The sequence below is a fragment of the Burkholderia sp. HI4860 genome (genome assembly GCF_002223045.2).
Taxonomy (GTDB): Bacteria; Pseudomonadota; Gammaproteobacteria; order Burkholderiales; family Burkholderiaceae; genus Burkholderia.
The window spans coordinates 3,594,406-3,618,302 of record NZ_NKFO02000003.1 but is presented as its reverse complement, the minus strand read 5'-3'; the positions used below and the strand labels follow the sequence as shown (position 1 = coordinate 3,618,302).

At 68.2% G+C, this 23,897-nt stretch carries 20 protein-coding genes; 9 read left to right on the top strand and 11 right to left on the bottom strand.

Features of this window, described 5'->3' with window-relative positions; genetic code table 11:
- Positions 1–22: 22 nt before the first annotated feature.
- Together CFB34_RS32220 and CFB34_RS32215 are read right to left on the bottom strand one after the other, a co-directional pair.
- Complete coding sequence (locus CFB34_RS32220) at positions 23–787, bottom strand: TIM barrel protein (protein WP_089440169.1); 765 nt, start codon at positions 785–787, stop codon at positions 23–25.
- Positions 788–947: 160 nt separating this feature from the next.
- Complete coding sequence (locus CFB34_RS32215; protein ID WP_089440170.1) at positions 948–1,841, bottom strand: LysR family transcriptional regulator; 894 nt, start codon at positions 1,839–1,841, stop codon at positions 948–950.
- A gap of 112 nt (positions 1,842–1,953) precedes the next feature.
- Between CFB34_RS32215 and CFB34_RS32210 the strand changes: the two genes are divergently transcribed.
- Both CFB34_RS32210 and CFB34_RS32205 read left to right on the top strand, forming a co-directional pair.
- Positions 1,954–3,021 carry a YeiH family protein gene (locus CFB34_RS32210; protein ID WP_089440171.1) on the top strand — a complete coding sequence of 356 codons (1,068 nt, stop codon included), beginning with the start codon at positions 1,954–1,956 and terminating at the stop codon, positions 3,019–3,021.
- A 103-nt stretch (positions 3,022–3,124) separates the two neighbouring features.
- Positions 3,125–4,858, top strand: a complete 1,734-nt coding sequence (locus CFB34_RS32205) for a ClcB-like voltage-gated chloride channel protein (protein WP_218828636.1) — start codon at positions 3,125–3,127, stop codon at positions 4,856–4,858.
- A gap of 74 nt (positions 4,859–4,932) precedes the next feature.
- Here the strand turns inward: CFB34_RS32205 and CFB34_RS32200 are convergent, their stop codons facing one another.
- Positions 4,933–5,553: a TetR/AcrR family transcriptional regulator gene (locus CFB34_RS32200; RefSeq protein ID WP_089440174.1), complete on the bottom strand. Its 621-nt coding sequence runs from the start codon at positions 5,551–5,553 to the stop codon at positions 4,933–4,935.
- 186 nt (positions 5,554–5,739) lie between these two features.
- On the opposite strand from CFB34_RS32200, the gene CFB34_RS32195 reads away from it, so the two are divergent.
- From CFB34_RS32195 to CFB34_RS32180, 4 genes are all read left to right on the top strand, one after another.
- On the top strand, positions 5,740–6,849 hold the full coding sequence (locus CFB34_RS32195; protein ID WP_089440175.1) for an efflux RND transporter periplasmic adaptor subunit: 1,110 nt from the start codon (positions 5,740–5,742) through the stop codon (positions 6,847–6,849).
- Positions 6,846–9,992 (top strand): efflux RND transporter permease subunit, encoded by a 3,147-nt coding sequence (locus CFB34_RS32190; RefSeq protein ID WP_089440176.1) that lies wholly within the window; start codon positions 6,846–6,848, stop codon positions 9,990–9,992. Before CFB34_RS32195 ends, CFB34_RS32190 begins: the two co-directional genes overlap by 4 nt.
- A 2-nt stretch (positions 9,993–9,994) precedes the next feature.
- Entirely contained in the window at positions 9,995–11,551 is a 1,557-nt protein-coding gene (locus CFB34_RS32185; RefSeq protein ID WP_089440177.1) for an efflux transporter outer membrane subunit, read from the top strand.
- A gap of 118 nt (positions 11,552–11,669) precedes the next feature.
- Positions 11,670–12,698 carry a MerR family transcriptional regulator gene (locus CFB34_RS32180; protein ID WP_089440178.1) on the top strand — a complete coding sequence of 343 codons (1,029 nt, stop codon included), beginning with the start codon at positions 11,670–11,672 and terminating at the stop codon, positions 12,696–12,698.
- 138 nt (positions 12,699–12,836) lie between these two features.
- Here the strand turns inward: CFB34_RS32180 and CFB34_RS32175 are convergent, their stop codons facing one another.
- The 4 genes from CFB34_RS32175 to CFB34_RS32160 all read right to left on the bottom strand — a co-directional run bounded on the left by CFB34_RS32175 (position 12,837) and on the right by CFB34_RS32160 (position 15,800).
- Entirely contained in the window at positions 12,837–13,061 is a 225-nt protein-coding gene (locus tag CFB34_RS32175) for a helix-turn-helix transcriptional regulator (protein ID WP_089440179.1), read from the bottom strand.
- Positions 13,062–13,069: 8 nt separating this feature from the next.
- Positions 13,070–13,633, bottom strand: a complete 564-nt coding sequence (locus CFB34_RS32170) for a DUF2975 domain-containing protein (RefSeq protein WP_089440180.1) — start codon at positions 13,631–13,633, stop codon at positions 13,070–13,072.
- Between the two features lie 165 nt (positions 13,634–13,798).
- Positions 13,799–14,329, bottom strand: a complete 531-nt coding sequence (locus CFB34_RS32165) for a hypothetical protein (protein WP_089440181.1) — start codon at positions 14,327–14,329, stop codon at positions 13,799–13,801.
- A gap of 88 nt (positions 14,330–14,417) precedes the next feature.
- Positions 14,418–15,800, bottom strand: coding sequence for a sigma 54-interacting transcriptional regulator (locus CFB34_RS32160; protein WP_089440182.1), 1,383 nt, complete (start codon positions 15,798–15,800; stop codon positions 14,418–14,420).
- A 249-nt stretch (positions 15,801–16,049) separates the two neighbouring features.
- Between CFB34_RS32160 and CFB34_RS32155 the strand changes: the two genes are divergently transcribed.
- The 3 genes from CFB34_RS32155 to CFB34_RS32145 are packed head-to-tail and all read left to right on the top strand — an operon-like array spanning position 16,050 to position 19,461.
- Entirely contained in the window at positions 16,050–16,934 is an 885-nt protein-coding gene (locus CFB34_RS32155) for an MBL fold metallo-hydrolase (RefSeq protein WP_089440183.1), read from the top strand.
- Between the two features lie 34 nt (positions 16,935–16,968).
- A complete protein-coding gene (locus CFB34_RS32150) occupies positions 16,969–18,636 on the top strand; it encodes a bifunctional protein tyrosine phosphatase family protein/NAD(P)/FAD-dependent oxidoreductase (protein WP_089440184.1) in 1,668 nt (555 codons plus the stop codon).
- A gap of 18 nt (positions 18,637–18,654) precedes the next feature.
- Positions 18,655–19,461 (top strand): sulfite exporter TauE/SafE family protein, encoded by an 807-nt coding sequence (locus CFB34_RS32145; protein ID WP_089440185.1) that lies wholly within the window; start codon positions 18,655–18,657, stop codon positions 19,459–19,461.
- 177 nt (positions 19,462–19,638) lie between these two features.
- Here CFB34_RS32145 and CFB34_RS32140 read toward each other — a convergent pair whose 3' ends face one another.
- The 4 genes from CFB34_RS32140 to CFB34_RS32125 form a co-directional block, all read right to left on the bottom strand.
- Positions 19,639–20,460, bottom strand: coding sequence for an ABC transporter permease subunit (locus CFB34_RS32140; RefSeq protein ID WP_089431135.1), 822 nt, complete (start codon positions 20,458–20,460; stop codon positions 19,639–19,641).
- A complete protein-coding gene (locus CFB34_RS32135; RefSeq protein WP_089440186.1) occupies positions 20,457–21,383 on the bottom strand; it encodes an ABC transporter permease subunit in 927 nt (308 codons plus the stop codon). The genes CFB34_RS32140 and CFB34_RS32135 overlap by 4 nt, the downstream gene beginning before the upstream one ends.
- Positions 21,380–22,540: a polyamine ABC transporter ATP-binding protein gene (potA, locus tag CFB34_RS32130; RefSeq protein WP_089440187.1), complete on the bottom strand. Its 1,161-nt coding sequence runs from the start codon at positions 22,538–22,540 to the stop codon at positions 21,380–21,382. Before potA ends, CFB34_RS32135 begins: the two co-directional genes overlap by 4 nt.
- Before the next feature lie 85 nt (positions 22,541–22,625).
- A complete protein-coding gene (locus tag CFB34_RS32125; protein WP_089440188.1) occupies positions 22,626–23,720 on the bottom strand; it encodes a polyamine ABC transporter substrate-binding protein in 1,095 nt (364 codons plus the stop codon).
- Positions 23,721–23,897: the final 177 nt, after the last annotated feature.

Here is a 23,897-nt window from a genome sequence, read left to right as displayed (position 1 = left end):
ACTCTCCAGGATCCTGCCGCCGTCACGCCGTGGCGAGCCATGCCACGCGCCGGCATGCATCGCCCGCCAGGTCGGCCGCGTCGAACGGGAACTCGATGCCGCGCGGCGCGTGTTGCGGCAGCACCGCGAGCACGCCGGTCACGAGCGGATCGTTCGGGGCCGGCGCGGTGGCGAAACGGCGCGCGCCCTCGCCCGCGACTGCCTTGCAGTGAATGTATTCCACATGCGGCGCGAGCACTTGCGCGCACTCAAGCGGCGCTTCGCCCGGCCACTGCCAGTTGCCGATGTCGAAGGTCATCCCGAGCGCATCGGGCACGCCCGCCGCGGCCAGTGCGTCGAACAGCCCGCGGAACTGCGCGAGCGCGCCGCCGACCGGAAGCTGGCCGTTCTCGACCACCACGCGGGCCCGCGCGCCGCGCGACAGCGCGACGATCTCGGCTGCGTGCGCGTCGCCGGCGAAGCCGCCGAGCTGGAATTTCACGAAGCGCGCGCCGAGCGCGTCGGCTTCCGCGAGCGCGCTGCGCAATGCGTCCGCATCGAGTGCGCCCGTTTCCGTGTACAGGTTGGCCGGCGTCGAGAAGACCGACCACAGACCGTGGCTGGCCAGTTGCGCGCCGAGCACGGCCAGCGCGCCAGGCGCGGCCGCCTCGTCCGACGCGAACAGCTCGCGCCGCACCTCGAAGCCGGTCGCACCCGCTGCCGCCGCGGTCGCGATGAATGCGCTGTGGCCCTCCTGACGCACGCGGTCCATTCCGAATGCGCTCGCCACGATCACGATGTCTGTCATGTTGCCCTTTTTCACCGGAATGGAACCGGTTCCATTTGCTTGAGACGGATGGTGCGCCTCGCTTCGGGCCCACGCCATAGAGGAAATCCCTAAGACGGTGCACCGCTCAAACGCGCGCCCGACGGCGCGCAACGCGCGTTCCCGGGCCGGGTTCGGGCGCTCAGGCGAGGTCGTGCGCGAGGCTCATTTCGAGAAATTGGGCGGCGACCCGCGACGGCGCACCGCCGTGCGGCACGAGGATGGAAAAGTGACGGGTGAGCGGCTTGGGCGCGAGCGAGCGCAGGACGAGCGCGGCATCGTCGTGACGCAGCGACATCGCCGATACGAACCCGACGCCCATCCCGGCCCGCACGGCCTCCTTCACGGCCTCGACGCCCGCGATCTCGAACGCGACGCGCATCGGCGCCGCGCCTTGCGCAAACGCGCGCTCGACGAGTTGCCGCACGGCGGAGCCCGCCTCGCGCAGCACGAGCGGATGGGCGGCCAGCGCGTCAAGCGTGACCCCCGACGCATAGTCCGGAGCGGCCAGCGGATGGCCGGTCGGCACGATCGCCACGATCTCGTCCTCGCGCCACGCGTGCACCGCGGTGCCCGGCGGCAGCGCCTCGCCGGGCGGCCCTTCGATCATCGCGATATCGAGCGACGGCAACGCCGCGACGACGTCGGCCGTGTTGCCGCTCATCGTCTGGATCGCCACGCGCGGCGCACGCGGCTGGAACGCCGCGATCAGGTACGGCAACAGGTAACTCGCGGGCGTCGTACTCGCGCCGATGCGCAGCGTGCCGGCCTCGAGGCCGCGTACCGCGTCACGAAACGCACGCGCCTGCGCGAAGGTGTCGCGCTGCGCCTTCGCGTACTGCGCGAGCTGCTCGCCGACCGGAGTCAGGCGGATGCCGCGGCCTTCGCGCTGGTACAGCGGCTCGCCGAATTCGTCCTGCAGCAGCCGCAACTGGCCCGACACGGCCGGCTGCGACAGATGCAGCGCCACGGCGGCGTGGCTGATGTTCAGGTGCTCGGCGACGGCGGCGAACGTTATCAGTTGATCCGGGGTCATGGGGATAAATTATCGGCTTTCCGGATAGTTTACGTCACAAATCACAATTTTTCATATCGATATAACGAAATTAGGATTACACCATCGCCACACGCTCCATCACGGTGCTTCCATGTCCACTGCTCCGAGTCCCCATCTCAGCCCCGCCGCGCCGTCGATGCGCGGCCAGTTGAACGGCGTGCTGTTCGTCGCGCTGTTCGCCGCCGCCGTCACGAGCCTGTCCCAGCTTCCCGCGATCGCGGGGCTCGGCCTGTCGCCGCTGATCGTCGGCATCGTCGCAGGCGCGTTGTACGGCAACGCGCTGCGCGACGGCATGCCGGCCAGCTGGGCAGCCGGCGTCAATTTCTCCGCGCGCAAGCTGCTGCGCATCGCGGTCGCGTTCTTCGGGTTGCGCGTGAGCCTGCAGGAAATCGCGCAGGTCGGGCTGCCGGGCCTGACGGTGTCGGTACTGGTGGTGGTCAGCACACTCGTGATCGGCACCTGGGCCGGCATGAAGATCATGAAGCTCGACCGCGATTCCGCGCTGCTGACCGCCGCCGGCAGCGCGATCTGCGGCGCGGCCGCCGTGCTCGCGTTCGAATCGACGCTGCAGTCGAAGCCGCACCAGAGCGCGATGGCCGTGGGCAGCGTCGTGCTGTTCGGCACGCTGTCGATGTTCCTGTACCCGATCGCGTATCACGCCGGGCTGCTGAACCTCGATCCGGCCGGCCTGGGCCTGTTCTTCGGCGGCACGATCCACGAGGTCGCGCAGGTGGTCGGCGCCGCGAGCGACATCAGCCCGCAGGTCGCGCACGTCGCGACGATCGTCAAGATGACCCGCGTGATGCTGCTGGTCCCGGTGCTGCTGGTGCTCGGCGCGTGGCTGGCCCGCTCGGCACGTGCGACCGCCGGCGGCGCGCACGGCAAGCGCAAGGTGGCCGTGCCCTGGTTCGCGCTCGGTTTCCTCGGCTTCGTGATCGTCAATTCGCTGAACGTGCTGCCTACCAACGTCACCCACACGCTGAACGTGCTCGACACCTTCGCGCTGACGATGGCCATGACCGCGCTCGGCATCGAAACCCGCGTCGCGCAGATCCGCGCAGCCGGCCCCCGGGCGCTGATGACCGGCCTGATCCTGTACGTGTGGCTGATCGCCGGCGGCTACGGGATCACCTGGGCCGTGCAGCACTGGCTTGGCTGAGCTGCCCGCCCGTGACGCTTCGCGCGCCGCGCCCGACGGGAAGGTCCCGCGGGCGCGGCGCAGTGCTATGCTTCGCGTCGTTTTCCATCGCCCTCTTTCAGCCGTGCTCTCGTTCCTGCTGAAGCTGCGCACTCGCGCCCAAACGCTGTTCCGCCTGTCGGACGCCCATACGATGCTGATCTGGTCGGCCATCGTCGGCGTCGGCGGCGCCTTTGCCACGATGGCGTTCCGCGAAGGCATCGACCTGATGCAGCACCTGATCTCCGGGCAAAGCGGCAGCTTCGTGCAGATGGCCAAGCGCCTGCCGTGGTACGTGCGGTTCTGGATGCCGGCCGCGGGCGGCTTCCTCGCCGGCTGCGTGCTGCTGCTCGCCACCCGCGGCGCCAAACAGGCCGCCAAGACCGACTACATGGAATCGGTCGCGCTCGGCAACGGCATCGTGCCGGTCCGCCAGAGCCTATGGCGCAGCATGTCGTCGCTGCTGACGATCGGCAGCGGCGGCTCGATCGGCCGCGAAGGCCCGATGGTGCAGCTCGCGGCGCTCGCCGCGTCGCTCGTCGGCCGCTTCGTGCACTTCGACCCGCCGCGCCTGCGCCTGCTGGTCGCCTGCGGGGCGGCCGCCGGCATCACGTCCGCGTACAACGCGCCGATCGCCGGCGCCTTCTTCGTGTCGGAGATCGTGCTCGGCGGCATCGCGATGGAAAGTCTCGGGCCGATGATCGTCTCGTCGGTCGTCGCGAACATCGTGATGCGCGAATTTGTCGGCTACCGGCCGCCGTACGAGATGCCGGTGTTTCCGGCCGTCACCGGCCCCGAAGTGCTGCTGTTCGTCGTGCTCGGCGCGCTGTGCGGCGTGCTCGCGCCGCAGTTCCTGCACCTGCTCGATGCATCGAAGAACCAGTTCAAGCGGCTGCCCGTGCCGCTGCCCGTGCGGCTCGCGCTCGGCGGCCTCGTCGTCGGCGTGATCTCGGTGTGGGTGCCGGACGTGTGGGGCAACGGCTACAGCGTGGTGAACCTCATCCTCCACTCGCCGTGGACCTGGCAGGCACTCGTCGCGGTGCTCGTGTTCAAGGTGATCGCGACCTCCGCCACCGTCGGCTCCGGCGCGATCGGCGGGGTGTTCACGCCGACGCTGTTCGTCGGCGCGGTGTTCGGCTCGCTGTTCGGGCTCGCGATGCAAGCCGTGTGGCCCGGCCATACGTCCGCGTACTTCGCGTACGCGATCGTCGGGATGGGCGCGTTCCTGACGGGCGCCACGCAGGCGCCGCTGATGGCGATCCTGATGATCTTCGAGATGACGCTCAGCTACCAGGTCGTGCTGCCGCTGCTGGTGTCCTGCGTATTCGCGTACTTCGTCGCGCGCGCGACCGGCACGACGTCGATGTACGAGATCACGCTGCACCACCACCAGGATGCCGAGGAACGCAGCCGGATCCGCACCACGCAGATGCGCGAACTGATCCAGCCCGCGCAGACGGTCGTGCCGCTCACCGCGAGCGTCGCCGACATGACGCGCGTGTTCCTCGAATATCCGGTGAAGTATCTGTACGTGACCGACGACGCCGGGCGCTTTCGCGGCGCGGTCGCGCTGAAGGACATCACGTCGGACCTGCTCGACAAGCGCGACACGGCCGACAAGACGGCCGCGCACTATGTGCACACGCCGTTTCCGCTGCTCACGCCCGACATGCCGCTCGCCACCGCGCTCGAACGCTTCATGGCGTTCCAGGGCGAACGCCTGCCGGTGATCGAAAGCGAAGCCGAGCCGACGCTCGCCGGGGTCGTCTACAAGACGTCGCTGCTCGATGCGTACCGGCGAATGACCGGCGAACGCTGACCGGCGAACGCTGACCGGTCGGGTCGCGGCCGGCAGCGTGACGAAGGGGGCTCGAGGCCGGGGCCGGGGGCGGCTCAGTCCGGTGCGCGGCCGAGCACCACGCGCGCGAAGAACCCTGCCAGCACCGACTCGGCCGCCTCGGCCGACACGTGCTGCGGATCGGCCGTGTAGTACGACTGCACGCCATCGCACAGACACATCAGCCCGAACGCCAGCGTCTCCGCCGGCAGCAGCAGCGGCGTGCCCGCGCGCTCGGAGAAGCGCCGGATGAACTCGGCCATCTGCAGGCGCTTGCCATGCAGGAACTGGTTGAAGCGCACGCGGAATTTCGCGTCGCGCGCGGCCTGCAGCTTCGCCTCGCCCCACAGCAGCGAATATTCGTCGTCCTGAAACAGCGTCCGGTAATACGCGAGCGACATCGACTCCATCTGCTCGCGCGTGCCGCCCCCGTCGAAGATCGCCTGGAAGTCGGCCTGCACTTCCGCGTGATCGCGCTCCAGCAACGCCAGCAGCAGATCGGACTTGCTGCGGAAATTCGAGTAGAACGCGCCGCGCGTATAGCCGGCCGCGGCCGCGATGTCTTCGACGCTCGCGGCGACAAAACCTTTCTTCAGAAAAATACGGTGCGCGGCAATCAGCAGACGTTCACGCGTCTGGTCCCTGCTCTGCTCGCGAGTTAAGCGCTGAGGTTTCATGGCGCGCAGTCTAGCACCCTTTCCCTTACGGATTCATCTTTGCATTCAGATACAGGTGTGCATTAGAATTCGCCACAGTTTCTGAAAGATGGTGTCCGCACGGCCGTGCCGACGCCGCTCGGGGCAAGCGCCCGCCGCGCTTGCCGGCTTCGTTCCGCTCTCGCTCTCACCTCATCTGGGGGTTTCGTGAATCGCTCCGGTTCCCGCGTCGCGCTGCTGGTCGGCGCCGCGCTCGTCGTCGCCGCCTGTCATCCGAAAGACTCCGCGCCGCCCGCCCCGCGCCCCGTCGTCGCGCTGCCCGCTCATGCCGACGACGCTGCCGTCGCCCGCACGCTCCCCGGCGAAATCCAGCCTCGCTACGCCACCCCGCTGTCGTTCCGCATCGCCGGCAAGATCATCGAGCGCAAGGTGCGCCTCGGCGATACGGTCAAGGTCGGCCAGGTCGTCGCGCTGCTCGATCCGTCCGATGTCGAGAAGAACGCCGCGAGCGCGCAGGCGCAACTCGATGCCGCAACGCACAGCCTCGCGTTCGCGAAGCAGCAGCTCGACCGCGATCGCGCGCAGGCGCGCGAGAACCTGATCGCGACCGCGCAGCTCGAGCAGACCGAGAACAGCTACACGTCGGCGCTCGCGCAGCGCGAGCAGGCGCAGCAGCAGCTCGCGCTCGCGAAGAACCAGCTCCGCTACGCGACGCTCGTCGCCGATCACGCGGGCTATATCACCGCCGAACAGGCCGACACCGGCCAGAACGTGTCGGCCGGCCAGGCCGTCTACCAGCTCGCATGGTCCGGCGACGTCGACGTCGTCAGCGACGTGCCCGAGGCCGCGCTGGCATCGCTCACGCCGGGCCACGCGGCCACCGTCACGCTGCCGTCGCTGCCGGGCCGCCCGTTCGCCGCGAAGGTGCGCGAAATCGCACCGGCCGCCGATCCGCAAAGCCGCACGTATCGCGTGAAGCTCACGCTCGCCGCGCCCGACCCGGCGATCCGGCTCGGGATGACGGCCAGCGTCGCGTTCGACGGCGCACCGGCCGCCGGCGGCGCGCCGTCGATCACGCTGCCCGCGACCGCGCTGTTCCACGACGGCCCGCAACCGGCCGTGTGGGTCGTGCGCACGAAGGACGACACGCTCGAGCTGCGCCGCGTCGACGTCGCGCGCTTCAACGAGCGCACGGTCACGGTGTCGCACGGGCTGCAACCCGGCGAGCGCGTCGTGCTGCAGGGCGTGCACACGGTCAGCGCGGGCGAGAAGGTCCGCGCGATCGCGCCGCTGCATCCGGAGGACTTCGCATCGTGAGCGTTTCCTACGAAGAAGGCCGCTTCAATCTGTCGGCGTGGGCGCTGCGCCACCAGGCGCTGGTCGTCTACCTGATCGCGCTCGCGACGCTCGCGGGCATGCTTGCCTACACCCGCCTCGCGCAGTCCGAAGACCCGCCGTTCACGTTCCGCGTGATGGTGATCCGCACGTTCTGGCCCGGCGCGACCGCGCGGCAGGTGCAGGAACAGGTCACCGACCGGATCGGCCGCAAGCTGCAGGAAACGCCCGCCATCGACTTCCTGCGCAGCTACTCGCGCCCCGGCGAATCGCTGATCTTCTTCACGATGAAGGATTCGGCGCCGGTGAAGGACGTGCCGCAAACCTGGTACCAGATCCGCAAGAAGGTCGGCGACATCGGCTATACGCTGCCGCCCGGCGTGCAGGGCCCGTTCTTCAACGACGAATTCGGCGACGTCTACACCAACATCTGGACGCTCGAAGGCGACGGCTTCACGCCCGCGCAGCTCCACGATTACGCCGACCAGCTGCGCACCGTGCTGCTGCGCGTGCCGGGTGTCGGCAAGGTCGACTATTTCGGCGACCCCGACCAGCGGATCTTCATCGAGGTGAACAACGCGCAGCTCACGCGCCTCGGCATCTCGCCGCAGCAGCTCGGGCAGGCGATCAACGCGCAGAACGACGTCTCGTCGGCCGGCACGCTGACGACCGCCGACGATCGCGTGTTCGTGCGGCCGAGCGGCCAGTTCGACAACGTCGATGCGATCGCCGACACGCTGATCCGCATCAACGGCCGCACGTTCCGGCTCGGCGATCTCGCGACGGTGAAGCGCGGCTACGACGATCCGGCCGTCACGCAGATGCGCGCCGGCGGCAAGGCGGTGCTCGGCATCGGCGTCACGATGCAGCCGGGCGGCGACGTGATCCGGCTCGGCAAGGCGCTCGACGCGGAATCGAAGGACCTGCAGGCGCAGCTGCCGGCCGGCCTCAAGCTGACGCTGGTGTCGAGCATGCCGCATGCGGTCGCGCATTCGGTCGACGACTTCCTCGAAGCCGTCGCCGAAGCCGTCGCCATCGTGCTGGTCGTGAGCCTCGTGTCGCTCGGCCTGCGCACCGGGATGGTGGTCGTGATCTCGATTCCGGTCGTGCTCGCGGTCACCGCCCTCTTCATGTACCTGTTCGACATCGGGCTGCACAAGGTGTCGCTCGGCACGCTCGTGCTCGCGCTCGGGCTGCTCGTCGACGACGCGATCATCGCGGTCGAGATGATGGCCGTGAAGCTCGAACAGGGCTACAGCCGTGCCCGCGCCGCCGCATTCGCCTATACGAGCACCGCGTTCCCGATGCTGACGGGCACGCTCGTCACCGTGTCGGGCTTCCTGCCGATCGCGCTCGCGAAATCGAGCACCGGCGAATACACGCGCTCGATCTTCGAGGTGTCGGCGATCGCCCTGATCGCATCGTGGTTCGCGGCGGTCGTGCTGATCCCGCTGCTCGGCTTCCACCTGCTGCCCGAGCGCAAGCGGCAGGCGCATGAAGCGCACCTGCCCGACGACCACGAGCACGACATCTACGACACGCGGTTCTACCGGCGGCTGCGCGGCTGGATCGACTGGTGCATCGAACGGCGCTTCGTCGTGCTGCTGATCACCGGCGCGCTCTTCGTCGTCGCGCTGATGGGCTTCACGCTCGTGCCGCAGCAGTTCTTCCCGAGCTCCGACCGCCCCGAGTTGCTGGTCGACCTGCGGCTGCCCGAAGGCGCGTCGTTCGCGGCGACGCTGCGCGAGACCGAACAGCTCGAGAAAGCGATCGACAAGCGCCCCGAGATCGATCATTCGGTGAACTTCGTCGGCAGCGGCGCGCCGCGCTTCTACCTGCCGCTCGACCAGCAGCTTCAGCTGCCGAACTTCGCGCAGTTCGTGATCACCGCGAAATCGGTGAAGGACCGCGAGAAGCTCGCGACCTGGCTCGAAACCACGTTGCGCGAGCAGTTCCCGGCCGTGCGTTCGCGGCTGTCGCGGCTCGAGAACGGCCCGCCGGTCGGCTATCCGGTGCAGTTCCGCGTGAGCGGCGACAGCATCGCGACGGTGCGCTCGATCGCCGAGAAGGTCGCGGCGACGATGCGCGGCGACGCACGCACGGTCAACGTGCAGTTCGACTGGGACGAGCCGGCCGAGCGCTCGGTGCGCTTCGAGATCGACCAGAAGAAGGCGCGCGAGCTGAACGTCACGTCGCAGGACGTGTCGAGCTTCCTCGCGATGACGCTGTCCGGCACGACCGTCACGCAGTACCGCGAGCGCGACAAGCTGATCGCGGTCGACCTGCGCGCGCCGCGGGCGGATCGCGTCGATCCGGGCAAGCTCGCCGGCCTCGCGCTGCCGACCCCGAACGGCCCCGTGCCGCTCGGCTCGCTCGGCCGCTTCAAGCCGACGCTCGAATACGGCGTCGTGTGGGAGCGCGACCGCCAGCCGACCATCACCGTGCAGTCGGACGTGCGCGCCGGCGCGCAGGGCATCGACGTCACCCACGCGGTCGACGCGAAGTTGAACACGTTGCGCGCGCAACTGCCGGTCGGCTATCAGATCAACATCGGCGGCTCAGTCGAGGAAAGCGCGAAGGCGCAGAAGTCGATCAATGCGCAGATGCCGCTGATGGCGATCGCCGTGTTCACGCTGCTGATGATCCAGCTGCAGAGCTTCTCGCGCGTGCTGATGGTCGTGCTGACCGCGCCGCTCGGGCTGATCGGCGTGGTCGCGACGCTGCTGCTGTTCGGCCAGCCGTTCGGCTTCGTCGCGATGCTCGGCGTGATCGCGATGTTCGGGATCATCATGCGCAACTCGGTGATCCTCGTCGACCAGATCGAGCAGGACATCGCAGCCGGCCACCGCCGTATCGACGCGATCATCGGCGCGACCGTGCGGCGCTTCCGCCCGATCACGCTGACGGCCGCGGCCGCCGTGCTCGCGCTGATCCCGCTGCTGCGCTCGAACTTCTTCGGGCCGATGGCGACCGCGCTGATGGGCGGCATCACGAGTGCAACCGTGCTGACGCTGTTCTACCTGCCCGCGCTGTACGCGACGTGGTTCCGCGTGAAGCACGACGAACGCGACCCGCAGGACGGCCCGCCGCCTGGCGGCACGCCTGTCGCGCCGTCGGGAGCCTGACCATGGATCGATCGATGAACCTGAAAACCCAAGCCGTGCGGGCACTCGCGGTGGCGAGCCTCGCCGGCCCGCTCGCGGGCTGCGCGTGGTTCGCGCCGAGCGGCGAGCCGCCCGCGATGCCGTCGCCCGCGCACTACGGCGCCACGCCGCAAGTGCAGCAGACCGTGTCCGCGCAAGGCGTCACGCAGCAGTTCGAGGTCGGCGCGAAGCCGGTGCCCGACTGGTGGAAGCAGTACCGCTCCGACGCGCTGAACGCGCTCGTCGACGAAGGGCTGCGCAACAGCCCGACGTTGAGCGCGGCATCCCACTCGCTCGATGCCGCGCGCGAACAGTTGCGCGGGCAGATCGGCAGCTCGATGCTGCCGTCGATCGATGCGGGCGGCCAGGCGTCGCGCCAGCGCGCGCTCGGCGTGCCGATTCCGGCTCTCGGCGACTCGACGCTGCTGTACGACTCGTTCGTCGGGCAACTGCAGGCGAGCTACACGATCGACCTGTTCGGCGCGTCGCGTTTCGCGAACCGCGCGCTGGCGCGCCGCGTCGACGTCAGCGCGTTCCAGCTCGACTCAGCACGGCGCGCGCTGGCCGCGAACATCGTCACCGCGTCGATCACGGTGTCGGTGCTGAATGCGCAGATCAATACGACCGAGCGGCTCGTCGCGCTCGCCAACGACCAGGCGCACGATGCCGAACGCCGCTACGCGCTTGGTTCCGCCTCGCGCAGCGACGCGCTGAACGCGCGGCAAAGCGCCGACACGTTCGCGGCGAGCCTGCCCGCGCTGCGCCAGCAGCGCGACTCGGCCCGCCACGCGCTCGCGGTGCTGGTCGGCCGCACGCCTGACCAGCCGCCGGCCGATCTCACGCTCGCCGACCTGCATCTGCCCGAACAGGTGCCCGTCGTCGTGCCGTCGGACCTGCTGCAAAGCCGCCCGGATATCCAGGCGGCCGATGCGGGGCTGAAGGCGGCCGCGGCCGAAGTGGGCCTCGCGACCGCGCAGATGTTCCCGCAGCTGTCGCTGTCGGCCGCAATGGGTAAAGGCGGCTTCAGCTGGCCGACGATGCTGTCGGGCGCCGGCGCGATCTGGAACGTCGGCGCGTCGCTGAGCCAGCCGATCTTTCATGGCGGCGCGCTGCTCGCGCAGCGCCGCGCGGCGAAGGCGACCTACGAGGCCGCCGTCGACCAGTACAAGCAGGCCGTGCTCGGCGCGTTCCAGAACGTCGCCGATTCGCTCGCCGCGCTCGAGCACGACGCGGAAGCGCTCGATGCGTCGTCCCGCGCCGCGCTGTCCGCGCGCGGTGCGTACGACGACGCGGCGGCCCGCGTGCGGCTCGGCGCGCTGCCGCCGTCGGCCGCACGCGCCAGCGAGCTGCAGTATCGCAATGCACGGCTCGACGAGATCCGGGCGACCGGCGCACGGTTCGCGGATACCGCGCGGCTTTACCAGGCGATGGGTACGCCGCCGGTCGACAAGGCCGGCCAGTCCGGGAAGGTGGCCGACGCTTCCGCCACCGGCCAGCAAGCGCGCGCCGCCGGCGCCGACACCCCGCCTTCGCCGCAATAAGCCGGCCCTGCGATCGGGTGCGCGGAATTCCGCCGCGCACCCGATTTCCGATCTTCCGCTTGACCCTCACGTAGCGTAACGTTCGAGACTCCAGTGTGCGCCCCGAATGGAGGAACGAATGCGACTGAAAGTGGGAGAACTGGCGAAACGCAGCGGGCTGACCGTCCGCACGCTTCATCACTATCACGCGATCGGTCTGCTGACGCCTTCGGCGCGCGCCGACAACGGCTACCGGCTGTACGACCGCCACGACATCGCCCGGCTCCACCAGATCCAGGCGCTGCGTCGCTTCGGCCTGTCGCTCGCCGAAATCGGCGACCACCTGAACCAGCCCGACACGCCGCTCGTCGAGATCGTCGCGAAGCAGATCGCGCTGCTCGACCGTCAGCTCGCGCAGACCGCGCAGCTGCGCGAGCGGCTCGTGAACCTGCATGCGCAGCTCGCCGCGGGCACGGAGCCGGAGCTGGCCGATTGGCTCACCACACTGGAGTTGATGACCGTGTACGACAAATACTTTTCCGAGGAAGAACTCGCGCGCCTGCCGATGTACCAGAAGAGCCAGACGGGCGACGCCGAATGGATCGCGCTCGTCGATGAAGTTCGCGCGCTGCACGACGCGGGCGTGCCCGCCGAGGACGAACGCACCCGTGCGCTCGCCAGCCGCTGGATGGCGCTGCTCGTGCGCGACACGAACAACGATCCGCGGCTGCTGGCGAAGCTGAACCTGATGCACGAACACGAACCGGCGATGCAGTCGAAGATCGGGATTTCGACCGCGCTGCGCGACTACGTGCTGCGCGCGTCGTCGGAGAACAAGATGCGGATCTTCGAGAAGTACCTCACGCCGGACGAGATCCGTTTCATGCGGGCGCACTACGGTGAAAGCGCGATGGCATGGCCGCAACTGATGGGCGACGTGCGCGACGCGATCGAGGCGGGTGCCAAACCGGATTCACCGGAAGGCCGCGCGCTCGCGCAGCGCTGGCTCACGCTGTTCTGCAGCTATGCCGGCAACGATCCGGCCACGCATGCGAAATTCCGCCAGGCGATGACGAACGAGCCGTCGCTGACGAAGGATTCGTGGATCGACGATACGTTGATCGGCTTCGTGCGGGAGGCGATGGCGCAGCTGGCGCCGGCGCGTTGAGCAGGTTGAGCGCATGAGGTTGCGGGCGGCAGGCGGGTTTTCCGCGTGCTGCCCGTTTCACCTCTGCAACCCGTGCGCGGCGCGGGACCGGTGGCGCCCCGCCACGTCGTCACCTCGGCACGTGACAGTAGCGGTACGTCAGTCCACCTCGCCGACACCGTCATCGCTGAACGCGAGCAGGTCGCCTGGTTGGCAGTCGAGATAGCGGCAGATCGCCTCGAGCGTTGCGAAGCGGATGCCCTTGACCTTCCCTTGCTTGAGCAGCGACAGATTCTGTTCGGTGATGCCGACGGCCGCCGCGAGATCCTTCGAGCGAACCTTGCGCGTCGCGAGCATCACATCGAGCCTGACCACGATCGACATGGCGCGCCTCAGACGAACTGCCGATGCTCGGCGTCGAGCGTACTTGCCTGCCGGAGGATGTGTGCGATCACGGCAATGCAGGCCGCGGTGAACAGCGCGACGACGTACGGCAGACCGAAGCCGATGCTGACCATCCGCTGGCCGACCGGTTCGAGCATCGTCGCCCACATACTGAGAAGCGGTTCGCACAGTACGCTCAGCAATACCCACAGGCCGATCGCGCGGCCGGTCTTGCCGAGATGGCCGGCCGCTTGCGCGGAGAAGTAGTCGCGCTGCGCATACGTGCGGAACAGCAGACGCAGGTGACGCAGGCCGTTCGCAAGCGCGACGAGCGGTACGCCCGACAACAGAAAGCCGCCAACCTTCTGCCACCACGGGAACGCAGCGACGTCGATGTTCAGGTTGGAGATCACCGAGTCGGACAAGCCGAATGCAAACCCGGGCCCAGTTCGACTCAGGATCAACGACGGAAAGGCCCAGAACGCTGCGTTAAGCACCAACAAGCCGACGATCAACGACAGCGTGACGGCAGCCATGCACTGGCTGATACGGGCAATGCGATCGGAATGCATGCGAAGTCCTCGACGGGGAATGAACGTGCGTCGAGTGTACACCGATAATTATCGTAAAACGATAATTAATTGTTGCTTCGCCATGATTTATTATCGTACAGCGTGTTCTCTGCCCGCCTCAGCAGACACGTGTCGCACGCCCCGTCGCAATCGCCCTGCGCATGCCTACCGATAATCGCGCACACTGATCCCGTGCCAATGCTTCGTCATGTAGCGCAGAAACGCGGGTTGGCCTTTCAGGTCCGCACTCGGCACGGGCGCCGCGCCGCCGTCCATGAACTTGCCGTTGACCGTCACCGTCTCCTCGCCGCGCAGCACGTACTTCGTGCCCTGGTCGATCAGGAAGTATTTGACCTGGTCGGCGCTGACGTCGCCGCGACAGCCGATCTTGTACGCGAACAGGAACTGCTTGCGGCCGTTGCCGAGCAGGTCGCGCATTTCGATCGACGCAGGTACGACGTCGAGAATCACGTCGACCGGGCATGCCTTCACGTAGTCGCGCACGGTCCAGTCGGGCCGGCCGTCGAGCGTCGCGGCGACCTTGAGCTCGACGTCGTCGCCGGACTCGGTTCTCGCAAGCGTCACCGCATGCGCGCCGGCCACGTCGGTCCACGTGTACTCGGCGGCGGCCTGCGCCAGGTTGCACAGCGCAGTGGCTGCGAGAAACAGGCAAGGCGAAAGGAAGCGTCTCTTCATCGGCGACGTGGGAGGTGGGATCGGGATCGAACGCGCCATTATCGACAAAGCCGCCTGCCACTGCCAGCCACCCGTCGCATGCGCCCGTTCAGCGCTCGCGCATCCCGAGCCCGAGCGCCTTCATCCGCCGGTACAACGTCCGCTCGCTCATCCCGACCTGCTCGGCGAGCGCCTTGCGCGTGCCGTCGAACGTGCGCGCGATGCGCACGAGCTCTGCATCCGACACGCCGCGCGCATCGGCAACCCGGTCCTGCGGCGCCGCCGATGCGGCAACCAGCTCGGCCGGCAGATGCTCGATGCGGATCGTCCCGTCGTCCGCGAACAGGCACGCGCGTTCGAGCACGTTGCGCAGCTCGCGGATGTTGCCCGGCCACGCATACGCATCGAGACACGCGAGCGCGCGCTCGGTCAGCACGAATGGCCGGGCCCCCGCGTCGCCCGCGCTGGCGCGCGTGTTCGCGATCCGCCGCAGGATCGACTCGGCCAGCAGCGCGACGTCCCCGCGCCGCTCGCGCAGCGCCGGCAACGGAATCGGAAACGCGTTGATCCGGTAATAGAGATCCTGCCGGAACCGGCCGTCGTCGATCATCTCGCGCAGCGGCTTGTGCGTGGCCGCGACCAGCCGGAAATCCGCGCGCAGCGCCTCGACGCCGCCCACGCGCCGGAACGTGCCCGACTCGATCAGGCGCAGCAGCTTCACCTGCATCGGCAGCGGCACGTCGCCGATCTCGTCGAGAAACAGCGTGCCGCCCTGCGCGGTCTCGACGAGGCCCGGCTTGCGCTGGTTCGCGCCGGTGAACGCGCCCTTCTCGTAACCGAACAGTTCGCTCTCGAACAGCGTCTCGGCGATCCCCGAACAATCGACGACGACGAACGGCCCCATCGCGCGGTCGCTCGCCTCGTGCAGCGCGCGGGCGAACAGCTCCTTGCCGGTGCCCGATTCGCCGAGCAGCAGCACCGGCAGCATCGAGGGCGCGACGCGCTGCAATGCGCCGAGCGCCGCGTTGAACGCGTCGGCGCCGCCGACGAGCCCTTCCGCGCTCGGCTGTGCGGATGCACTGCGCACCGTCGTCAGCCGCTCGACATAGGCGATCACGTTGCCGTCGGCATCGAAGATCGGCCGCAATTCGACGTCGACATGCTCGGGGCCGCGCGGCGTGTGGTGGATGTGCAGCACGCGGTTCAGCCCGCGCGATTCGAGCGCCTGCTTCATCGGGCAATGCTCGCCCGCCTGGTCGCACGGCACGTCGTAGTGATGCGAGACCTGGAAGCAGTGCCGGCCCACGTGCTCGACGCCCGCGACGCCGAACTGGCGCCGGTACGCATCGTTCGCCGCGAGGATGCGGTAGTCGGGATCGACGACGATCATCGGCTGCGGATCCTGCTCGAGATACGCGACGAGCGCGCGCACGTCGGGCATGGCGCCGTGGCGCGGCGCGGGGACGATCGGGATGGTGTCGTGCGGATTCATGCGGACGCTCGATGAAGGCGTGCCCGACGAACTGCCAGGCAGACTGCCAATTCTGCCACGACACTGCCAAACATGGCAGTCGGCAGCGGCAGCTGTGCGCCACCGACACGCGCGCATCGCTGCCGTTGCACCGAAAACCCGAGCCGAATCAAGTCCCTGGCGGATCGACCGGTGCGTCGGCGCAGGCTGGCACGCTTCTTGATTTACCCCCCCCCGATTGCAAATGCAGAACCCGATCGAGGACACCCCGTGAGCGATGCCACCACGCTGTCGGTCGAAGGCTTTTTCGACCCGGCGACCCATACCGTCAGCTATCTGCTGCTCGATACCGCGAGCCGCGCGTGCGCGTTGATCGACAGCGTGCTCGACTATGACCCGAAATCCGGCCGCACGCACACCGCGAGCGCCGACCGGCTGATCGCCCGCGTCGCCGAACTCGGCGCGGACGTGCACTGGCTGCTGGAAACCCATGTGCATGCCGACCACCTGTCGGCCGCGCCGTACCTGAAGGAACACGTCGGCGGCCGGATCGCGATCGGCTCGCACGTGCGCCGCGTGCAGCACGTGTTCGGCATGCTGTTCAACGCCGGCCCCGGCTTCGCGCAGGACGGCCGCCAGTTCGACCGGCTGCTCGACGACGGCGACACGCTCGCGCTCGGCGCGCTGACGATCCGCGCGCTGCATACGCCGGGCCACACGCCCGCCTGCATGACCTACTGCGTCGACGACGCGACGCAGCGCGCGGCATTCGTCGGCGACACGCTGTTCATGCCCGATTACGGCACGGCGCGCTGCGATTTCCCCGGCGGCGACGCGCGCACGCTGTACCGCTCGATCGCGCGCGTGCTCGCGCTGCCGCCCGACACGCGCCTGTACCTGTGCCACGACTACCAGCCGGGCGGGCGCGACGTGCAGTTCGAGACGACCGTGGCCGAGCAGCGCCGCGCGAACGTGCACGTGAAGGACGGCGTGACCGAGGACGATTTCGTCGCGATGCGCACCGCGCGCGACGCCACGCTCGCGATGCCCGTGCTGATGCTGCCGTCCGTGCAGGTCAACATGCGCGCCGGCCACCTGCCCGAGCCCGAAGACAACGGCGTGCGCTACCTGAAGATCCCGCTCGACGCGATCTGAGCGACACGCCCCGCCCCCTCCGGAGACCCCCGACATGACCCTCCACAAGCTGACCGACACGCTGTCGGTCTCGCCGCAGATCGCGGCGGCCGACCTGCCCGCGCTTCACGCGGCCGGCATCCGCGCGATCATCTGCAACCGCCCCGACGGCGAAGGCCCCGACCAGCCGACCGTCACCGAGATCCGCGCGGCCGCCGCGCCGCTCGGCATCGACGTGCATTACCTGCCGGTCGATACCGGCAAGGTGACCGATGATCAGGCCGCGCAGTTCGGCGCGCTCGTCGCGTCGCTCGAAGGGCCGGTGCTCGCGTACTGCCGCAGCGGCACGCGTTCGGCCACGCTGTGGGCGCTGTCGCAAGCCGGCCTGCGTCCGCTGAACGACATCGTCGCGACGGCCGCTGCGGCCGGCTACGATCTGCACGCGATCGCATCGCGGGTCGCGCAAGGCGGCAGGCAGGCGGCGCCGGCCATCGACGCGCGGCACGACATCGTGATCGTCGGCGCGGGCGCGGCCGGTATCGCGGTCGCGTCGAGCCTGCTCGCGCGCGACGCGTCGCTCGACATCGCGGTGATCGATCCGGCCGACGTCCACTACTACCAGCCCGGCTGGACGATGGTCGGCGCGGGCGTGTTCCGGCCCGAGACCACCGCGCGCCGGATGACCGACGTGCTGCCGCGCGGCGTGCACCGGATCCAGGCCGCCGTCGCGGGCTTCGAGCCCGACGCGCACACGGTCGTGCTCGACGGCTGCCGCCGCATCGGCTATCGCAAGCTCGTCGTGTGCCCGGGGCTCAAGCTCGACTGGCACGGGATCGAAGGCCTCGCCGACACGCTTGGCCGCAACGGCGTCACGTCGAACTACCGCTACGATCTCGCGCCGTACACGTGGGAGCTGGTCCGCACGTTCCGCGGTGGCAACGCGCTCTTCACGCAGCCGCCGATGCCGATCAAGTGCGCGGGCGCGCCGCAGAAGGCGATGTACCTGTCGTGCGACCACTGGCGGCGCGCGGGCCGGCTCGAAGCCGCGAACGTCGAGTTCCTGAACGCGGGCGCCGCATTGTTCGGCGTCGCCGACTACGTGCCCGCGCTGATGGAGTACGTGAAAAGCTACGACATCGCGCTGTCGTTCGGCCACAACCTCGTGTCGATCGACGGGCCCGCGCGCCGCGCGACGTTCGCGCGCGCGCTGCCGGACGGCGGCAAGGAAACCGTCGTGCGTGCGTTCGACATGATCCACGTCGTGCCGCCGCAGAAGGCGCCCGACTTCGTGCGATCGAGCCCGCTCGCCGACGCGGCCGGCTGGATCGACGTCGATCCGGCGACGCTGCGGCACAAGCAGTATCCGGACGTCTACGCGCTCGGCGACGCCACCAACACGACCAACGCGAAAACGGCCGCGGCCGCCCGCAAGCAGGCACCCGTCGTCGCACACAACCTGCTCGCGTCGCTCGGCCGCGCGCACGGCGATGCCGCGTACGACGGCTACGGTTCGTGTCCGCTCACCGTCGAGCGCGGCAAGATCGTGCTCGCCGAGTTCCTGTACGGCGGCAAGGTCGCGCCGACCTTCCCCGCGTGGCTGATCGACGGCAAGCGCCCGTCGCGGCTCGCCTGGCTGCTCAAGGAACGCGTGCTGCCGCCGCTCTACTGGAAGGCGATGCTCAAGGGCCGCGAATGGCTCGCGAAGCCCGCGATCGTACGTTGACCGGAGCACGATGACGTCATGCTGATTTCCCTCGTCCTGGGCGGTTTCGTCGGTGCCGTGCTCGGCCTGACCGGCGCCGGCGGCGGCATCCTTGCGGTGCCGGCGCTCGTCGTCGGCATGAGCTGGCCGATGCAGCAGGCCACGCCCGTCGCGCTCGTCGCGGTGGCGGGCAGCGCCGCGCTCGGCGCGCTCGAAGGTTTCCGCCGCGGGCTCGTGCGCTATCGCGCGGCACTGCTGATGGCCGTGGCCGGCGTGCCGCTGACCACGCTCGGCGTCCGGCTTGCGCACGTGCTGCCGCAACGCCTGCTGCTCGCGCTGTTCGCGCTGACGATGCTGGTCGTCGCCGGCCGCCTGTTGCGGCAGGCGCTGCGGCACGCGCCGGTCGACGCGGAAGCGTCGCCGCTATGCGTCGGCCGCGTGAATCCCGATACGGGCCGGCTCGTGTGGTCCTGGCCGGTTGGCGTCGCGCTGGCGTCGACCGGCGCGATGACGGGCCTGATGACGGGCTTGCTCGGCGTCGGCGGCGGCTTCGTGATCGTGCCGATGCTGCGCAAGTTCACGAACGTATCGATGCACGGCGTCGTTGCGACGTCGCTGATGGTGATCGCGCTCGTCGGCACCGGCGGCGTGTTCGCCACGCTTGTGTCCGGCACACGCGCGCCGCTCGACGTGACGCTGTGGTTCACCGTCGCGACCGCGCTCGGCATGGCCGCCGGCCGCGGCGCGTCGCGCCACCTCGCCGCGCGGCACGTGCAGGCCGGGTTCGCGACCGTGCTCGTGTGCGTCGCGCTCGGGCTGCTGGCGAAGGCGGCGTTCGGCGGGTAAGCCGGCGCGCGACCGGGCGCGGGAATCGAACCCGCGTCCCGTCTTCGATGCCGTTCATCTGTCGCAATCGCGTATAGACCGGCACCGATCCACACGCCGCGCCACCCAAACAAAACGCCCGGCCCGACTCGTCGTCGGCACCGGGCGTTTTTTACGGCAGCAATCCCAACCCGGACGTCAGGCCGCGAACCCCGCCATCCGCTTGCGCTCCTGGCGCAGCATCACGAAGTTCGCGATCACGACGCCGGCCGTCACCGCGACGATGAACAGCGTCGCGAGCGCGTTCATCTCCGGGTTCAAGCCCAGCCGCACACGCGAGAACACCACGAGCGGCAGCGTCGTCGAGCCGGGGCCCGACAGGAACGCCGACAGCACGAGGTCGTCGATCGACAGCGTGAACGACAGCAGCCAGCCCGCGATCAGCGCCTGCGAGATCAGCGGCAGCGTGATCGTGAAGAACACCTTCAGCGGTGTCGCACCGAGATCGAGCGCGGCTTCTTCCAGCGACGGATTCAGTTCGCGCACGCGCGACTGCACGATGATCGCGACGTACGAGATGCACAGCATCACGTGGCCGAGCCAGATCGTGAACACGCCGCGCTCGGCCGGCCAGCCGATCCACTTCGCCAGCTCGATGAACAGCAGCAGCAGCGAGATCCCCTGGATCACCTCGGGAATCACGAGCGGCGCATTGATCATCCCGCTGAACAGCGCGAAGCCGCGAAAGCGCCCCATCCGTGCGAGCACGAAGCCGGCCCACGTGCCGATGAACACCGACGCGAACGCGGTCAGCACGCCGATCTTCAGCGACAGCCACGCGGCCGTCAGCAGTTCGTCGTCCTCGACGAGCGCCGCGTACCAGCGGAACGAGAAGCCCGACCACACGGTGACGAGCTTCGACTCGTTGAACGAATAGACGATCAGGCTGATGATCGGGATGTACAGGAACGCGAAGCCGGCAAACAGCGCCGCGAACTGCAGGTAACGGTTCGGCTTCATCGGCGGCCCCCCTGCTCCTTCGCCTGGAAGTGCTGGAACATCGCCATCGGCACGAGCAGCAGCAACACCATCGCGCAGGTCACCGCCGACGCCATCGGCCAGTCTGCGTTGTTGAAGAACTCATTCCACATCACGCGGCCGATCATCAGCGTGTTCGCGCCGCCCAGCAGTTCGGGAATCACGTACTCGCCGACCGCCGGGATGAACACGAGCAGGCAGCCCGCGATGATCCCGTTCTTCGACAGCGGCAGCGTGATCTGCACGAACGCCTTCCACGGCTTGGCGCCGAGGTCGTACGCAGCTTCGAGCAGGCGCAGGTCCATCTTCACGAGGTGCGCGTAGAGCGGCATCACGAGGAACGGCAGGTACGAGTACACCATCCCGATGTACACCGCGTAATTGGTGCGATACAGCTCGATCGGCGTATGCATGAGGCCGATCCACATCAGGAAGTTGTTCAGCAGCCCGTTGTTCTTCAGGATGCCGATCCACGCATACACGCGGATCAGGAACGACGTCCAGAACGGCAGCATCACGCCCATCATCAGCAGGTTGCGGGTCGCCGGGTTCGAGCGCGCGATGTAGTACGCCATCGGATAGCCGATCAGCAGGCACAGCAGCGTCGTGATCGCGGCCACCCACACCGAATTCACGTAGGTCGCGAAATACAGGCTGTCCGTGAACAGGAACGCGTAGTGCGACAGGTTCAGCGCGACGTGCACGACGCCGTCTGCGTACGACGCGAGCTCCGTGTACGGCGGGATGCCGAGCTGCAGCTCCGCGAAACTGATCTTGACGACCAGCACGAACGGCACGAGGAAGAACAGCACGAGCCACGTGAACGGCCCGGCGACAACCGCCGTGGCGCCCGTCAGGTTGAAGCGCCGCACCGGCCACTCGAGCAGGGACTTGAACGCGGTCATGACGTCAGCACCACGCCGGCCGTCGCGCTCCAGCGCACGTAGATCTCGTCGCCGAGCGCCGGCGTCTCGAGCTCCGAAATCGCGAGGCTCGACACGTTCGCGATCACCGTCTTGCCGCCGTCGAGCTTCACGTGATACAGCGAGTAGCCGCCCATGTAGGCGACGTTGCTGATCCGGCCGCGCGCCCAGTTGAACGCGCCTTCGGGCGGCTTGCGCGTGAGCGCGATCCGTTCGGGGCGCACCGACACGGTGACCGGCATCCCGAGCGGGCCCGAGATCCCGTGGCTCACGTACAGCCGGCTCGGCAGCTCCGGCGACTCGATGTACACGTGGTCGGGCTCGTCCTCGACGGTCACGCCGTCGAACAGGTTCGTCGAGCCGATGAACTCGGCCGAGAAGCGGCTGTTCGGATATTCGTACACTTCGTTCGGCGAGCCGATCTGCACGATCTGCCCTTCGCTCATCACCGCGAGGCGATTGGCCATCGTCATCGCTTCTTCCTGGTCGTGCGTGACCATGATGCAGGTGACGCCGACCTTGTTCAGGATGTTGACGAGCTCGATCTGCGTGCGCTGGCGGATCTGCTTGTCGAGCGCGGACATCGGCTCGTCGAGCAGCAGCAGCTTTGGCCGCTTGACCAGCGAGCGCGCAAGCGCGACGCGCTGCTGCTGGCCGCCGGACAGCTGATGCGGCTTGCGCTTCGCGTACTTGCTCATCTGCACGAGTTCCAGCGCCGATGCGACGCGCTCCTTCAGCTCGGCCTTCGGCGTGCCTTCCTGCCTGAGACCGAACGCGACGTTCGACTCGACCGACATGTGCGGGAACAGCGCATACGACTGGAACATCATGTTCACGGGCCGCTTGTACGGCGGCATCTGCGCGAGGTCCTCGCCGTCGATCAGGATCTTGCCCGACGTGACCGTCTCGAGGCCCGCGAGCATCCGCAGCAACGTCGACTTGCCGCAGCCCGAGCTGCCGAGCAGCGCGAACAGCTCGCCCTGGCGCACGGTCAGGTTGACGCTGCGCACGGCTTCGGTGTCGCCGAATTTCTTGACGACGTCGACGATCTGGACAAAGTTCTCGGCGCGCGCATCGGCGCCGGAGGAGGAAACGGAGGACGGCGCGCCCGCGACCGGCGCACCCGACTGGCTATTCATGATGTGCTGCTTCTCTCCTGCGTTGAACGAACAAAGCCCCCGGGGGTACCAGGGGCTTCATGACTGCCGGGAACATCGGCTCGCGTCAGCGGCCCGACTTCAGCTCGGTCCACAGACGCGTCTGCAGACGCTGGATTTCAGGCGGCAGCGGCTTGAGCAGGAACAGCGTCTTCACGACATCGGCCGGCGGATAGACGGCCGGGTCGTTCGCGACGTCGGGCCGCACGTACTTGCGGGCCTCTGCGTTGGCGCTCGGGTAGTACACCGCGTTCGTGATCGCCGCGTGCACCTTCGGATCCTCGATGTAGTTGATCCACTGCAGCGCGGCATCCTTGTTCTTCGCGTCCTTCGGGATCGCCATCACGTCGAACCACACCGGCGCGCCGCCCTTCGGAATGTAGTACTCGACCTTGTACGACTTCTTCGCCTCGATCGCGCGATGCTTTGCGATCACGACGTCGCCCGACCAACCGAACGCGAAGCAGATGTCGCCGCCGACCAGGTCGTTGATGTAGCCCGACGAGTTGAATTGCGTGATGTACGGGCGGATCTTCTTCAGCACGTCCATCGCGGCCTTGTAGTCGGCCGGGTTCGTGCTCATCGGATCCTTGCCGATGTAGTGCAGCGTCGCCGCGAACATCTGGTCGGGTGCGTCGAGCACCGACACGCCGCAGGTCTTCAGCTTCGAGATGTTTTCCGGCTTGAACAGGATGTCCCAGTTGTCGAGCGGCACCTTGCCGAGCGCCTGCTGCGCCTTCGTCAGGTTGTACGCGAGACCGGTCGTGCCGTACGCCCACGGCACCGAGTATTTGTTGCCCGGATCGGCGCCGGCGACGAGCGCCATCAGTTGCGGATCGAGGTACTTGAGGTTCGGCAGCTTCGACTTGTCGAGCGGCGCGAAGATGCCGGCGGCGATCTGCTTGCCCGCGTAGTTGCTGGTCGGCACGACGATGTCGTAGCCCGAGCTGCCCGTCAGCAGCTTCGCCTGCAGCGTGTCGTCGCTGTCGTAGTTGTCGTAGCGGACCTTGACGCCCGTCTGCTTCTCGAAGTTCGGGATCGTGTCCTTCGCAATGTAGTCCGACCAGTTATAGACATTGAGCTGCGTATCCTTCGCCGCTGCCGCCGATGCACCCACGCACAGCGCGAGCGCTGCGAACCGGCCCACTACCTTTGCTTTCATCCCGCTCTCCCTCCGGCCGGACCGTGTGTCCGGCTGCCGTCTGCCTCGTCATGACGGCGCATTCTGGCGCGCCGCCCCTCGAAAACCCCGAAAACTACCATCATTCGCGCCCCGTCACAAAAAAATCATGCCGGTGTCGCGCAAACGGAACAGATTACCGCCGCCGGCCAGGCTGGC

Coding starts and splice junctions, on each gene's coding strand:
- CFB34_RS32220 (WP_089440169.1), bottom strand. CDS start 787: ATGACAGACATCGTGATCGTGGCGAGCGCATTCGGAATGGACCGCGTG.
- CFB34_RS32215 (WP_089440170.1), bottom strand. CDS start 1,841: ATGACCCCGGATCAACTGATAACGTTCGCCGCCGTCGCCGAGCACCTG.
- CFB34_RS32210 (WP_089440171.1), top strand. CDS start 1,954: ATGTCCACTGCTCCGAGTCCCCATCTCAGCCCCGCCGCGCCGTCGATG.
- CFB34_RS32200 (WP_089440174.1), bottom strand. CDS start 5,553: ATGAAACCTCAGCGCTTAACTCGCGAGCAGAGCAGGGACCAGACGCGT.
- CFB34_RS32185 (WP_089440177.1), top strand. CDS start 9,995: ATGGATCGATCGATGAACCTGAAAACCCAAGCCGTGCGGGCACTCGCG.
- CFB34_RS32180 (WP_089440178.1), top strand. CDS start 11,670: ATGCGACTGAAAGTGGGAGAACTGGCGAAACGCAGCGGGCTGACCGTC.
- CFB34_RS32175 (WP_089440179.1), bottom strand. CDS start 13,061: ATGTCGATCGTGGTCAGGCTCGATGTGATGCTCGCGACGCGCAAGGTT.
- CFB34_RS32170 (WP_089440180.1), bottom strand. CDS start 13,633: ATGCATTCCGATCGCATTGCCCGTATCAGCCAGTGCATGGCTGCCGTC.
- CFB34_RS32165 (WP_089440181.1), bottom strand. CDS start 14,329: ATGAAGAGACGCTTCCTTTCGCCTTGCCTGTTTCTCGCAGCCACTGCG.
- CFB34_RS32160 (WP_089440182.1), bottom strand. CDS start 15,800: ATGAATCCGCACGACACCATCCCGATCGTCCCCGCGCCGCGCCACGGC.
- CFB34_RS32150 (WP_089440184.1), top strand. CDS start 16,969: ATGACCCTCCACAAGCTGACCGACACGCTGTCGGTCTCGCCGCAGATC.
- CFB34_RS32145 (WP_089440185.1), top strand. CDS start 18,655: ATGCTGATTTCCCTCGTCCTGGGCGGTTTCGTCGGTGCCGTGCTCGGC.
- CFB34_RS32140 (WP_089431135.1), bottom strand. CDS start 20,460: ATGAAGCCGAACCGTTACCTGCAGTTCGCGGCGCTGTTTGCCGGCTTC.
- CFB34_RS32135 (WP_089440186.1), bottom strand. CDS start 21,383: ATGACCGCGTTCAAGTCCCTGCTCGAGTGGCCGGTGCGGCGCTTCAAC.
- potA (WP_089440187.1), bottom strand. CDS start 22,540: ATGAATAGCCAGTCGGGTGCGCCGGTCGCGGGCGCGCCGTCCTCCGTT.
- CFB34_RS32125 (WP_089440188.1), bottom strand. CDS start 23,720: ATGAAAGCAAAGGTAGTGGGCCGGTTCGCAGCGCTCGCGCTGTGCGTG.